Annotated in this window: 11 protein-coding genes; 7 read left to right on the top strand and 4 right to left on the bottom strand. The window is 74.6% G+C overall.

Going from position 1 to position 12,679, the window contains the following annotated elements; genetic code table 11:
• Nucleotides 1–38 precede the first annotated feature (38 nt).
• Nucleotides 39–560 carry a hypothetical protein gene (locus tag ACPOLB_RS09695; protein ID WP_425261137.1) on the top strand — a complete coding sequence of 174 codons (522 nt, stop codon included), beginning with the start codon at nucleotides 39–41 and terminating at the stop codon, nucleotides 558–560.
• On the opposite strand, the gene ACPOLB_RS09690 is transcribed toward ACPOLB_RS09695, so the two are convergent.
• The 3 genes from ACPOLB_RS09690 to dinB form a co-directional block, all read right to left on the bottom strand.
• Nucleotides 544–3,780 (bottom strand): ATP-binding protein, encoded by a 3,237-nt coding sequence (locus ACPOLB_RS09690; protein ID WP_425261136.1) that lies wholly within the window; start codon nucleotides 3,778–3,780, stop codon nucleotides 544–546. The two genes, ACPOLB_RS09695 and ACPOLB_RS09690, sit on opposite strands and share 17 nt — an antisense overlap.
• A gap of 112 nt (nucleotides 3,781–3,892) precedes the next feature.
• The gene (locus ACPOLB_RS09685; RefSeq protein ID WP_425261135.1) at nucleotides 3,893–4,375 is read right to left on the bottom strand and encodes a hemerythrin domain-containing protein; all 483 of its coding nucleotides are present in this window, start codon (nucleotides 4,373–4,375) and stop codon (nucleotides 3,893–3,895) included.
• Between the two features lie 69 nt (nucleotides 4,376–4,444).
• Nucleotides 4,445–5,695 (bottom strand): DNA polymerase IV, encoded by a 1,251-nt coding sequence (gene dinB / locus ACPOLB_RS09680; protein ID WP_425261134.1) that lies wholly within the window; start codon nucleotides 5,693–5,695, stop codon nucleotides 4,445–4,447.
• A 155-nt stretch (nucleotides 5,696–5,850) separates the two neighbouring features.
• Here dinB and ACPOLB_RS09675 point away from each other — a divergent pair, with 155 nt between their 5' ends.
• From ACPOLB_RS09675 to ACPOLB_RS09655, 5 genes are all read left to right on the top strand, one after another.
• Complete coding sequence (locus tag ACPOLB_RS09675) at nucleotides 5,851–7,062, top strand: DUF5666 domain-containing protein (protein WP_425261133.1); 1,212 nt, start codon at nucleotides 5,851–5,853, stop codon at nucleotides 7,060–7,062.
• 64 nt (nucleotides 7,063–7,126) lie between these two features.
• Nucleotides 7,127–7,993, top strand: coding sequence for a DUF6502 family protein (locus tag ACPOLB_RS09670; RefSeq protein WP_425261132.1), 867 nt, complete (start codon nucleotides 7,127–7,129; stop codon nucleotides 7,991–7,993).
• A complete protein-coding gene (locus ACPOLB_RS09665; protein WP_425261130.1) occupies nucleotides 7,990–9,183 on the top strand; it encodes a DUF5666 domain-containing protein in 1,194 nt (397 codons plus the stop codon). Before ACPOLB_RS09670 ends, ACPOLB_RS09665 begins: the two co-directional genes overlap by 4 nt.
• A 68-nt stretch (nucleotides 9,184–9,251) precedes the next feature.
• The gene (locus ACPOLB_RS09660; protein ID WP_425261129.1) at nucleotides 9,252–9,620 is read left to right on the top strand and encodes a hypothetical protein; all 369 of its coding nucleotides are present in this window, start codon (nucleotides 9,252–9,254) and stop codon (nucleotides 9,618–9,620) included.
• Nucleotides 9,617–10,045: a YybH family protein gene (locus tag ACPOLB_RS09655; protein ID WP_425261128.1), complete on the top strand. Its 429-nt coding sequence runs from the start codon at nucleotides 9,617–9,619 to the stop codon at nucleotides 10,043–10,045. Before ACPOLB_RS09660 ends, ACPOLB_RS09655 begins: the two co-directional genes overlap by 4 nt.
• Here the strand turns inward: ACPOLB_RS09655 and argH are convergent.
• Nucleotides 10,042–11,454 carry an argininosuccinate lyase gene (gene argH, locus ACPOLB_RS09650; protein WP_425261127.1) on the bottom strand — a complete coding sequence of 471 codons (1,413 nt, stop codon included), beginning with the start codon at nucleotides 11,452–11,454 and terminating at the stop codon, nucleotides 10,042–10,044. The genes ACPOLB_RS09655 and argH overlap by 4 nt on opposite strands.
• 66 nt (nucleotides 11,455–11,520) lie before the next feature.
• Here argH and ACPOLB_RS09645 point away from each other — a divergent pair, with 66 nt between their 5' ends.
• A complete protein-coding gene (locus tag ACPOLB_RS09645; RefSeq protein WP_425261125.1) occupies nucleotides 11,521–12,663 on the top strand; it encodes a sensor histidine kinase in 1,143 nt (380 codons plus the stop codon).
• Nucleotides 12,664–12,679: the final 16 nt, after the last annotated feature.

Here is a 12,679-nt window from a genome sequence, read left to right as displayed (position 1 = left end):
ACGCTGCTGCAATCCAGCACCACAGCCCAGGGAGCACCATGTTGAACACCACCGCCAGCGACGACCCCGGCGCCGACGCCATCATCACCATCGTCATCGACGACTTCACCACGCCCTGGCAGCCGCCCCAGCCCGGGCAGCAGAGCTTCACGGTGACGAACTACGCGCCGCTGTCGTTCATCCCCGTGCTGTCGCCGCCGGTGCAGGACCGCATCACCATCACGCAGCCCGGCGGCGGCAATTCGGGCAGCATCACCATCAGTGGCAGCGGCGCGCTGACGATCCGCTTCAAGGTGATCTCCGGCGTCGGCGAAACGCACACGCGCTACGTCGAGACCGGCCTGATCTTCGGTCTGCTGTCCAGCGGCGGCCGGCTGCAGCGTGGCGAGAGTCCGATCAACGGGCGCGACAACTTTCCGATGTTCGTCTCCGACGACCGCGGCATCACCGTGCGCGACGACGACACCAGCGACAGCAGCTACGAGTTCGTGCTCGTGATCCAGAACGCGGCCGGCGGCGTGGCCGTCGTCGATCCGCGCATCATCAACACGCCGTCCTGAACTGCTGCCACGCCGCGACCAGCGCGCGGTGGTGCGGCACATCGTGCAGATAGGCCCGGCGCCGGGCGGCGTCGCCGATGCGGGCCGCGCGCTGCTGCAGCTCGGCGTGCGCGGTCTCCAGCAGCGGCGCGGCGCGTGCGTCGCCGGCGGCCTGCAGCACGCGCCAGCAGGCCAGCAGCAGGCGCATCGGTTCTTCGGTGCCGTCCAGCGGCACGCCCGCGGCCTGGGCCGACAGCACCGCGTCCACGTGCGCCAGTGCGCCGGCCAGGTCGCCGCGCGCGCTGGCCTCCTCGGCCAGCGCGGCCACGGCCTCCAGCGCCAGGTGCGGCAGCTCCAGGGCCCGGAACAGCGCCGCCGCGGCGCGCAGGTGGCGTTGCGCCGCGGCCAGGTCGCCCAGCGCCAGCGCGGCCTGCCCCAGCACGCGCAGCGCCGCGCCTTCGGCCCAGCGGTCGCCGGTGGCGCGCAGCTGGCGCGCGGCGGCACGCGCGTGGGCCAGCGCATCGGCGGGGCGGCCCTGGTTCAGCCGCGCGATGCCCAGGTTGACGACGGTGATGGCCGCGTTCTGGCGCTGGCCGATGGCGGTGAAGATCGCATGGGCCTGCTCGAAGCGGGCGCTGGCCGTGGTGTAGTCGCCCAGCATCATCGCCGCGTAACCCAGGTTGCTGAGCGTGCCCCCTTCGTTGTTGCGGTGGCCGATCGCACGGTGGCAGTCCAGCGCCTGCGCGTACAGCACCATCGCCGCGCCGTGGTCGCCTTGCTCGTCGGCCAGCATGCCCATGTCGTTGAGGATCATGCCCTCGTGCGCGGTGGCGCCGGCCCGGCGGGCCAGATCCAGCGCCAGCGCCGTGGCGGCGGCTGCTTCGTCGTGCCGGCCCAGCCGCGCCAGGCTCTGGCCGAGCAATGCGTGTGCGCGGGCCGAGGCGCTGGGGTCGTCGGCCGGCGCGCAGGCCACGGCGGTGCGGGCCGCGGCCTCGGCCTGCTGCATGGCGCCGCCGTCCAGGCAGTAGCGGGCGCGCAGCGCCAGGGCTTCCGATTGCCGCGCGGGGTCGGCCAGCTGCTGCGCCAGCGCGTGCAGCGCGGCCAGCGCGGTGTCGAGCGCCGTGCGTTCGCTCTGCACTTCCAGCACGCGGCAGCGCAGCAGGGTCAGCGCGTAGTGGCGGTCCAGCGCATGCGCCGGCGTGAGCGCCTGCGCGCGGGCCGCGTGCGCCAGCGCCGGGGCGTGTGCATAGAGCGCGGCGGCCTGCTCGGCCGCGCGCTGCCAGTGGGGGCCCGCCAGCAAGGGCTGCTCGCCGCGTTCCAGGTGTTCGGCCACCTGGTCGGGCGGGGCGCCGCCCGGCAGCCCCAGCAGCCACTGCGCCACCTGGGCATGCACGCTGCGGCGCGTGCGCCGCAACACGCCGGCGTAGGCCACCTGGTGCAGCGTGTGGTGGCAGAACGTCCACTCCTGCAGTCCCGCCAGCGTGCCGGGCTGCTGCGGCTGCACGATGCCGCGGTCGTGCAGGGTCTGCAGGGCCTGCTGCACCTGCGGCGGCGCCAGTCCCAGCGCGGCCAGGCTGCTGTCCCAGAAGCGCGGGCCCACCACCGAGGCCAGCTGCGCGGTGTGCCGCGCCGGTGCGGGCAGGGCATCCAGCCGCGCCTGCAGCACGCCCACCAGCGTGGCCGGCACGCCCAGGTCCTGCAGCCGTTCGGGCCGGTAGCGCCAGGGCAGGGCGGTGGTGTCGAGCACGCCGCGGTCGGCCAGCATGTTCACCAGCTCTTCCATGTGGAAGGGGTTGCCTTCGGCCCGCTCGGCCAGCAGCGTGCGCAGCGCGGGCGGCAGCGTGTCCAGGCGGGCCAGCAGCGCATCGGCCAGCGCCGCGGCGTCGTCGCCGTCCAGCGGCTGCAGATGCACCTGCAGCGTGCTGCGCGGCAGCATGCGCCCGCGTTCCGCCAGCGTGGGCCGCGTCAGCCCCAGCACCAGCAGCGGCAGGTCGCTGTGGCGCGCGAGCAGGTGGTCGATGAAGTCGAGCGTGCCGTCGTCGGCCCAGTGCAGGTCGTCGAACACCGCCACCAGCGGCGGCCCCCCGGCCGCCAGCGCGCGCAGCCACTGGCTGGCGGCGAAGAAGGCGCGGTCGCGCAGCTGCCGGGCGTCGCCGCGCAGGCTGCGCACCTCGGGGTCGTCGCCGAAGTCCAGGCCCAGCAGCTGGCCCAGCACGGCGGCATCGCCGGGCTGCATCGGCGCGACCGGCAGCAGCGCGTCCAGCCACGCCCGGCGCGCCGCGGCGGGTGTGTCGCTGTCGCGCAGGCCGAGCGCGCCGCCCAGCAGCGCCCGCAGCATCGCGTAGGGCTGCTGCGTGCGCTGCGCACTGGCCAGCGCCTGCAGCCAGCGTGCGCCGCGGGCCTGCTGCGCCGCCCACTGCCGCAGCTCGGCCACCAGGCGCGACTTGCCCAACCCTGCATCGCCCAGCACCAGCACGCACTGCAGGCCGTGCGCCATGCACAGCGTGGTGTAGGCCTGCTGCAGCCGGGCCAGCGGCAGCGCGCGGCCCACCAGCGGCGTGGCGACACCGGCCACGCCGCGTCCGGCCAGGCCGTCGGGCAGTGCGCGCGGCGCCTGCACCAGCCAGGTGGCGAGCGGGGCGTCGTGGCCCTTCACCACCAGCGGCGGCTGCGCCTGCATGTCGAAGCGGCCGCGCACCTGGCGCCAAGTGTCCTGGCTGATGCGCAGAGCGCCGGGCGGCGCGGTCTGCTCCATGCGCGCTGCCAGGTTCACGGCCAGGCCGCGGATGCTGCCGTCGCCGTCGACCCCGGCGCCCAGCAGCACGCCGCCGGTGTGCACGCCCGTGCGCAGCACCGGCGCACCGGGCAGGGCCAGCAGGGCCAGGCCGGCCAGCACGGCACGCTCGGCGTCGTCCTCGTGCGCCACCGGCGCGCCGAACACGGCCAGCAGGCCGTGGTCGTCCACCTGCAGCACCACGCCGCGCTCCGCCTGCACGGCGGCCGCGCAGCGCGCCACCGCGTCGGCGCGCCGTGCGCCCGTGGTGTCGGCCAGGCCGGCGAACAGCACGCTGACCTGCTTGAGCTGCGGCGGCGGCGCGCGGCCGGCGTGCTGCAGCGCCGCGACGGCCAGGTCGACCGCGGCGTCGCCGAGCTGCGCGCGCTGCACCTGCAGCGCCGCCACCGCTGCGGCAATGCGTGCTGCGGCGTCGGTGGCGGGTGGCGGTGGGGCGGCGTCGGTCACGGGCGGCAGCGCTGCGCCGCGGTAGCGGAGCGCGGGCGGCCCGCATCATAGGTGGCCGGCTGCGGCCGCCTGGCGCCGCGCCCGGCGGCAGGACCCGGCGCCGGTAGGGGCTTCAGCCGCAGCCGGCGCTGCCGCAGCCGGTGACGGGGGCCGTGCCCGGCGCCACCGGCTGCGCCAGCCGGCCGGTGTCGGGGTCGAACCCGCGCTCGGCCATGGTCTGCGCGAGCGCCGCGTCCATCGTCCGGGCGTGCACCGGGAACCACTTCACCAGTTCGCCGGCGAGCTGGCGCACCACGGCCAGGTCGCCCTCGTTGCGCCACAGGCTGGCCACCTCGCGCAGCACCTGCAGCACGTGCGCGTGCTGGAAGGCGTGGCAGTTGCCGCTGGCGAAGCCCAGGGCCTGCATCCAGCGTTCTTCCTGCGCGAAGTGCGCCTCGGTGTGCGCGAGCAGGTCTTCCATCGCGCTGTCGATGGGGGCCACCGGACCGTCGAGCGCCGCTTCCAGCGTGCCCAGCAGCGCGACGAACTCCTGGTGCGTGGTGTCCATGCGCGGCTGCTGCAGGGCCAGGGCGTCGGACCAGGTCAGGGCTGCCATGGGGTGTCTCCGCTCGGTTCGTGGGCCCGCCAGTCTGGCGGCGGAGCCCACGCGGCGGCTTGCGACAGCTCAAGCAGCGCCGTCGGCGGCGGTGTCGAACAGCGGCAGCTCGGGGGTGGCTGCCGCATCGGCCGGCCCCGCCCGGCGCGGCGCCGCCGCGCGCGGGCCGGCGGCGGCCTGCGCGCGCACCAGCGTGCCCGCGCGCACGCCCAGCAGGCGCAGCCGCCGGCCCAGGTCCACGCGCTTCAGGCACAGGCCGGCGGCGTGGCGGATGGCCGCGGCCTCTGCCGTGGGCGCGGCCAGCGTGAGGTCGCGCGTGACGGTCTTGAAGTCGTCGAAGCGCAGCTTGATGCCGATGGTGCGGCCGGTGTAGCCCTTGCGCTGCAGGTCGGCCGCGACCTGCTCGCACAGCCGCGTGAAGATGGCACCGAGCTCGGCGCGGTCGCGCACGGCGTGCAGGTCGCGGTCGAAGGTGGTCTCGCGGCTCATCGACACCGGCTCGCTGTGGGTCACCACCGGGCGGTCGTCGATGCCGTGCGCCGCGTCGTACAGCCAGGCGCCGTAGCTGCGGCCGAAGTGCTGCACCAGCCAGCCGCGCTCGGCGCGCGCCAGGTCGCCGATGGTGTGGATGCCCAGCGCCTCGAGCCGGGCACCGGCCTTCGGACCGATGCCGTTGATCTTGCGCACCGCCAGCGGCCACACGCGCAGCGGCACGTCGGCCTCGGTCAGCAGCGTCAGGCCGTCTGGCTTGTCGAGCTCCGAGGCGATCTTGCTCAGCAGCTTGTTCGGCGTGACGCCGATCGAGCAGCTCAGCCCGGTGCTGCTGCGCACGTTGTTGCGGATCTCCTGCGCCAGCGCGCGCACGCCGCCCAGCGCGTCGTGGCCGACGCTGTCGTGCACGCCGGGCACGTTGCTCAGATCGATGTAGATCTCGTCGATGCCGCGGTCCTCGATCACCGGCGCCACCTCGGCCACCGCGGCCTTGAACAGGCGGGAATAGCGGCGGTAGGCGTCGAAGTCCACCGGCAGCAGCACCGCGTCGGGGCAGCGCGCCGCGGCCTTCATCAGGCCCATGCCCGAGTGCACGCCGTGGTCGCGGGCGGCGTAGGTGGCGGTGGTGACGACGCCGCGGCCGGCGTAGTCGCGCAGCGTCGCGAAGCGCCGCGTGCCGTCTTCCAGCAGTTCGGGCTGGTGGCGCCGGCCGCCGCCGATGACGACCGCGCGGCCCTGCAGTTCCGGGTAGCGCAGCAGTTCCACCGACGCATAGAACGCGTCCATGTCCAGGTGCGCGATCCAGCGCCGGCCGGGGGGCTGAGCCATGCCACGCATGTTACGGCGGGCCCCGTGCGTGCCGCGGCAGACACAGCCGGACACGACTGCGTTGCAGTCTCCGCTTGAAATGTGCAAGTTGCACAGTTAAAGTGGAGCCATGACGTCGCGCCACTCCGGCGTGCCGCAGTCCCCCAGGAGGCCCCATGCCCACGACCCCGTCCAAGAACTCCCTGCCGCGCCGCCAGGCCGTCGCCGTGCTGTCCACGCTGATGCTCGCCCTGGTGGCGGCCTGCGGCGGCGGCGGCGACGACAGCGCCGGCAGCCCCACCGCCACCAGCTATTCGCAAGGCACGATCTCGGGCTTCGGCTCGGTGATCGTCAACGGCGTGCGCTGGGACGACAGCGGGGCCAGCGTCAGCGACGACGACGGCAACCGCCGCAGCAGCGACGACCTGAAGCTCGGCATGGTGGTCGAGGTCGACGGCGCCAGCGTCGATCGCAGCAGCAGCACGGGCCGCGCGCTGGCCATCCGCTACGGCAGCGAGCTCAAGGGCCCGGTCGGCAGCGTCGACGCCGCCGCGGGCACGCTGGTGGTGCTGGGCCAGGCCGTGCAGGTGACGGCGACGACGGTGTTCGAGGCCGGCATCAGCGGCGGCCTGGCCGGCATCGCCCCTGGCGCGGTGGTGGAAGTGCACGGCCTGTACGACGCTGCCAGCGGCCGCACGGTCGCCACCCGCATCGAGCTCGAGACCGGCGCCAGCGACTACCGCCTGCGCGGCGCCATCAGCGCGCTGGACACCGGCGCCAAGACCTTCCGCATCGGCAGCGAGCTGATCAGCTACGCCACCGCCGGCGACCTGCCGCGCACCCTGGCCGACGGTCAGCAGGTGAAGGTGCGGCTGCAGACGACGCAGGTCGCCGGCGCCTGGGTGGCCACGCGCGTGCGCGCGCTGCAGCGCGCCTTCGACGACCGCGCCGAGACCGAGGTCGAAGGCGTCATCACGGCCTGGACCTCGGCCACCGCGTTCGAGATCAACGGCCTGCAGGTCGACGCCACGAACGCCGTCTTCCGCGAAGGCCAGGCCGGCGTCGTGCTGGGCGCGCGCGTGGAAGTGGAGGGCGCGGTGGTGAACGGCGTGCTGGTGGCCCGCAAGGTGCACCTGGAGGACGACGATGACGACGGCGACGACAGCAACGGCCCCGACCGCCTGTTCGAGCTGCACGGCACCATCTCGGGCCTCGACACCACGGCCAGGACCTTCGTGCTGCGCGGCCTGACCGTCAGCTACGCCGGCAGCGTGGCCTACGACGACGGCAGCGAAGCGCGTCTGGCCAACAACCTGCGGGTCGAGGTCAAGGGCGTGCTGGCCGCGGACCTGACCAGCATCGCCGCCACCGAGATCGACTTCGAGTGATGTGCCCGGCGGGGCGGGCTGCTCTACAGTCCGCCCCCAACCCCCACCCACGACACCTCGTTCCTTGGACGCCACCGACGCCCACGCCCGCGAACTGCAGGCCCTGCAGGAAGCCCTGCGCCGCCTGCTGCTGCCGATGGCGCAGCTGGGCGTGGCGCGCGGCCTGCCCTACGCGGCGGTCGAGGAGCTGTTCAAGCAGGCCTACGTGCAGGCGGCCGGCGACGCACACCCGGGGCTGCTGCCGCACCGCAAGGTCAGCCGCATCAGCACCGTGACCGGCATCAACCGGCGCGAGGTGACGCGGCTGACGCAGGCCGGGCAGCCGGCCCCGCGTGGCCGCTCGGTGGCCGCCGAGCTCTTCGCGCACTGGCTGTCCGACCGCCGCTACCGCGACGCCGACGGCCAGCCGCTGACGTTGCCGCGCCTGGGTGCTGCACCGAGCTTCGAGGCGCTGGCCCAGGAAGTGACGCGCGACGTGCACCCGCGCAGCCTGCTCGACGAGCTGCTGCGCCTGCAGCTGGCGCAGTTCGACGAGGCCGCCGACACCGTGACGGCCGCGCGCGACGCGGTGCCGCGCGGCGACCAGGCGCGCATGCTGGCGGTGCTGGGCAGCAACGTCGGCCAGCACCTGCAGGCCGCGGTCGACAACGTGCTCGACGGCCAGGGTCGCCATTTCGAGCAGGCCCTGTACGCCGACGGCGTGTCCACCGAGACGCTGGACTGGCTGCGTGGCCAGGTGCGCACGCACTGGCAGGACCTGCGCGCGCGCATCGTGCCGGAGCTGGAGCGCCGCATCGAGGCCGACGGCCAGCTCGACCCCCCGCCCGCGCACCAGTGGCGCGTGGGCCTGTACACCTTCAACGACGCGCCCGCGCCGGCGACTGCCGCCGCGCTGCCCGCCCGCAAGCGACTCCCGAAAGCAACGCCATGAACCGACTGCGTCGTGTCCACCCGTCCCGCTGGCTGCCGGCCCTGGCCGCGGCGCTGCTGCTGTTCGCCGGCTGCGGCGGCGGTGTCGGCGAGGAAGGCACCGGCGGCGGCAGCAGCTACGCCCAGGGGGCGATCAACGGCTTCGGCTCGGTCATCGTCAACGGCGTGCGCTACGACGACAGCGCGGCCGAGGTGCGCGACGTCGACGGCACCCGCCGCAGCAGCGCCGACCTGCGCCTGGGCATGACGGTCGAGATCGAGGCCGGCGCCGTCACGCAGACCGCCACCGGCCCGGTGGCCAGCGCCCGCAACATCCGCTACGCCAGCGAACTGCTGGGGCCGGTGAGCGCCATCGATCCGGCCAACAACCGGTTCACGCTGCTGGGGCAGACGGTGCAGCTCGGCGCGGGCACGGTGTTCGACGCACGCCTGGCCGGCGGCCTGGCCGCGCTGGCGGTGGGCGACCTGGTGGAGGTGCACGCCGCTGCCGACCCGGCCGGCGGGCGCTACCGCGCCACCCGTGTCGAGCCGCGCGCCACGGCCGCCAGCCACCGCATCCGCGGCATCGTGCAGCAGCTCGACACCGCGGCACGCACGTTCCGCATCGGCGGCGCTGCGTTCAGCTACGCGGGCGCCAGCGGCGTGCCGGCCGGCATCGCGAACGGCAGCTTCGTGCGGCTGCAGCTGCAGCCGCTGGCAGCGGGCGCCGGCAGCTGGACCGTGCTGTCGTTCGCCAGCGCCGTCAGCGCGCCGGCGGACGGGCAGGAAGCGCGGCTGCGCGGCCTGGTCAGCAGCTTCACCAGCAGCAGCGACTTCCAGGTCAACGGCCAGCGCGTCGACGCCGCCGCCGCGCGCTTCCCCGACGGCACGCTGGGCCTGGCGCTGGGCGTGCGCGTGGAGGTCGAGGGCCGCGTGCAGGGCGGCGTGCTGCGCGCCGACGAGGTGGCGATCGACAGCGACGACGAGGACGATGCCCGCGGCTTCGAGCTCGAAGGCGCGCTCAGCGGCCTGGACACCGTGGCACGCACCTTCGTGCTGCGCGGCGTGCTGGTCAGCTACGCCAGCCCCACGCTGCGGCTGGACGACGGCACGCTGGCCGACCTGGCCAACGGCCGCGTGATCGAGGTCAAGGGCCGGCTGGGTCTGGACGGCATCACGCTCGTGGCCGACGAGATCGACTTCACGCCTTGAACACCGACAGCGCTGCAGGGTCGGCGCGGCGGTCCTACACTGCACCGATGCCTGTTCCGGAGCACGCCATGCCCCCAGCCACCGCAACCGCCCCGGCGCTGTCCGCCGACAGCCCGTCGCAGCGCGCCCTGTCGGCGGCCACGGCCGCGCTGGTCGTCGCGGTGGCCTGCATCGCGATGTTCCTGCCGCCGCTGCTCGACCGCACGCTCGACAGCGTCTGGCGCACCGTGCTGGTGGGCGTGACCCTGGGCGTGGCGGTGCTGCTGCACTGGGCATTCCTGGGCATCGCGGCGCGCCACCTCGGACGCTCGGTGCTGGGGTGGGTGGCGCTGTCGCTGCTGCTGTTCCCGGTGGGCAGTGCCGCGGCGCTCATGCTGCTGGGCTGGTTCCACAGCGCGGAGGCAGGCGGGGGCGACACCGGCACGGCCGCCGCGTGAGCGCGGCAGCCGTGGCCGCCAGCGGCCTCGACCTGGCAGCGCTGCAGCGCCAGGTCGACGCCACAGAGCGCGCCTTCGCACGCAGCATGGCCGACCGCGACCACGCGGCCTTCACGGCCCGGCTGTCGGACCACGCCGTCTTCTTCTCCGGCAGCGCCGTGCTGCAGGGCCGCGACGCGGTGGCTGCAGGCTGGAAACCCTTCTTCGACGGCGCCGCCGCGCCGTTCAGCTGGGCGCCCGACCACGTGGTGGTGCTGGGCGACGGCCTGCTGGCCCAGTCCACCGGCCTGGTGCGCGACCCGGCCGGCCGCGTGATCGCACGCTTCAACTCGGTCTGGCGCCAGGAAGCGCCCGGCGTCTGGCGCATCGTGTTCGACAAGGGCCAGCCGCCGACGGCGGCCGACCTCGGCACTGCCGTACCTTAGCCCGCCAGCCGCGCGCGGTGGCGCGCGATCTGCGCGGCGGCCTGCGCCGGCGCGGTGCCGCCCAGCACGTTGCGTGCGTTCAGCGAGCCGCGCAGCGTGAGCACGGAAAACACGTCGTCGCCGATCGACGGGTGCAGGCCCCGCAGCGTGGCCAGCGGCAGCTGCGCCAGGTCCACGCCCTGCCCGATGGCCAGCTTGACCGCGTGCGCGACGGTCTCGTGGGCGTCGCGGAAGGGCAGGCCCTTCTTCACCAGATAGTCGGCCAGGTCGGTGGCGGTGGCGTAGCCGCGCAGCGCCGCGCGTTCCATCGCGTCGGCCTTCACGGTGATGCCGCCCACCATCTCGGCCATGATGCGCAGCGTGTCGCGCACCGTGTCGACGGTGTCGAACAGCGGCTCCTTGTCTTCCTGGTTGTCCTTGTTGTAGGTGAGCGGCTGGCCTTTCATCAGGGTCAGCATGCCCATCAGGTGGCCCACCACGCGGCCGCTCTTGCCGCGCGCCAGCTCGGCCACGTCGGGGTTGCGCTTCTGCGGCATGATGGAACTGCCGGTGCAGTAGCGGTCCGCCAGATCGATGAAGCCGAAGTTCTGGCTCATCCACAGCACGATCTCCTCGGCCAGCCGCGACACGTGCACCATCGTGATGGCCGCGAAGCTGCCGAACTCCAGCGCGAAGTCGCGGTCGCTCACCGCGTCCAGGCTGTTCTGGCACACGCCGTCGAAGCCCAGCGTGCGCGCCACGCGCTCGCGGTCCAGCGGGTAGCTGGTGCCTGCCAGGGCCGCCGCGCCCAGCGGCAGCACGTTGACGCGGCGCCGAACGTCGGCCAGGCGCTCGGCGTCGCGCGCGAACATCTCCACGTAGGCCAGCAGGTGGTGGGCGAAGCTGACCGGCTGCGCCACCTGCATGTGCGTGAAGCCGGGCATCACGGTCTCGGTGTGCTGTGCCGCCAGTTCCACCAGCGCGTGCTGCATCGCGCGCAGCAGCGGCTGCAGCTGGTCGATCTCGCCGCGCAGCCACAGCCGCACGTCGGTGGCGACCTGGTCGTTGCGGCTGCGGCCGGTGTGCAGGCGCTTGCCCGCGTCGCCCACCAGGGCCGTCAGCCGCGCCTCGACGTTCAGGTGCACGTCCTCCAGCTCCAGCTTCCATTCGAAGCGGCCGGCCTCGATGTCGGCCGCGATCTCGGCCATGCCGCGGCGGATGTCGGCCAGGTCCTGCGCGCCGATGATGCCTTGCGCTGCCAGCATCTCGGCGTGCGCCAGGCTGCCGTCGATGTCGGCCCGCCACAGGCGCTGGTCGAAGCCGACGCTGGCGGTGTAGCGCTTCACGAGCTCGCTCATCGGTTCGCTGAACAGGGCGGACCAGGCCTGGGCCTTGTTGGCCAACGGGTCGGAAGAAGGCAGGGAGGACATGCGCGGGCGCGCCGGGCGGCGCGTGGGACAGGCCTTGGAGGCGGGAATCCGTATTATCCGGCCGCGATGCCCACCCCCACCCCGGACCGCCACGCGCGCAGCAGCTTCGGCGCCACCGTCACGCGCCCGACCAGCCTGTGGCCCGACAGCGAACGCGCCGCGCTGAGCACCACGTTCGCCAGCACGCGCTTCGATCCCGCGGCCGAGGAGCGGGCGCGCAACGAGATGCAGGCCGCCGCGGCGTTCGACGTGTGCCACCCGGCGCTGGCGCTGCGCGCGGTGCTGCTGGTGCAGGCCGTGCTGGCCGTGGACGCGCTGGCCCAGGCCGCGACACTGGCCGACTGGCTGCAGCGCCAGGGCGCTGCCGCCTTCGCCGGCGCCTTCGGCACGCTGCTGTGGCTGGTGCTGCTGTGCGCCGCGCGCCAGCCGCTGCGGCGTGCGCCGCCGCCGGCCCGCGTGGCGCTGGTGCTGGTGCTGGGGGCCGCCGTGGCGCTGGCGGCCTGGGCGCCGCTGTGGGCCATCGACGTGGTGGGCGCGGCCGGCGGCCTGCGCGTGGCCGGCGTCGCGCTGGCCGGCGCCGGGCTGGCGGCGCTGCTGTGGGCGTGGCTGGAACTGCGCGCGCGCATCTGGCACCCGGTGAACGCCAGCGCGCGGCTGGCGGAGTTGCAGTCGCGCATCCGCCCGCACTTCCTGTTCAACGCGCTGAACACCGCGCTGGCGCTGGTGCGCGTGGACCCCGCGAAGGCCGAGCGGGTGCTCGAGGACCTGAGCGCGCTGTTCCGCGTCGCGCTGGCCGACGTGGGTGCCGCGGTGCCGCTGGACGAGGAGATCGCGCTGGCGCAGGCCTACCTGGCCATCGAGCAGGTGCGGTTCGGCGCCCGACTGCGCGTGGAGTGGGACATCGACCCGGCCGCCGGCCGCGCGCTGGTGCCGCCGCTGGTGCTGCAGCCGCTGGTGGAGAACGCCGTGCGCCACGGCGTCGAGCCGGCGGTGGACGGCGGGCGCATCTGGGTGCAGGCCAGCGCCCGGCGCGGCCAGGCCACGGTGACGGTGAGCAACACCGTGCCCGAGGCGCCCTCGGCCCCGGGCCACGGCATGGCGCTGCACAACGTGCGCGAGCGCCTGCGGCTGCTGCACGACGTGGCCGCGCAGTGCGACGTGTGGCGCGACGGCGCGGTGTTCCACGTGCGCATCGTGCTGCCGCTGTGAACCGGCCGGTGCCGCG

It is taken from the genome of Rubrivivax soli, from assembly GCF_049810355.1.
Lineage (GTDB): Bacteria > Pseudomonadota > Gammaproteobacteria > Burkholderiales > Burkholderiaceae_C > Rubrivivax.
This window is presented reverse-complemented; position numbering and strand designations above follow the sequence as displayed.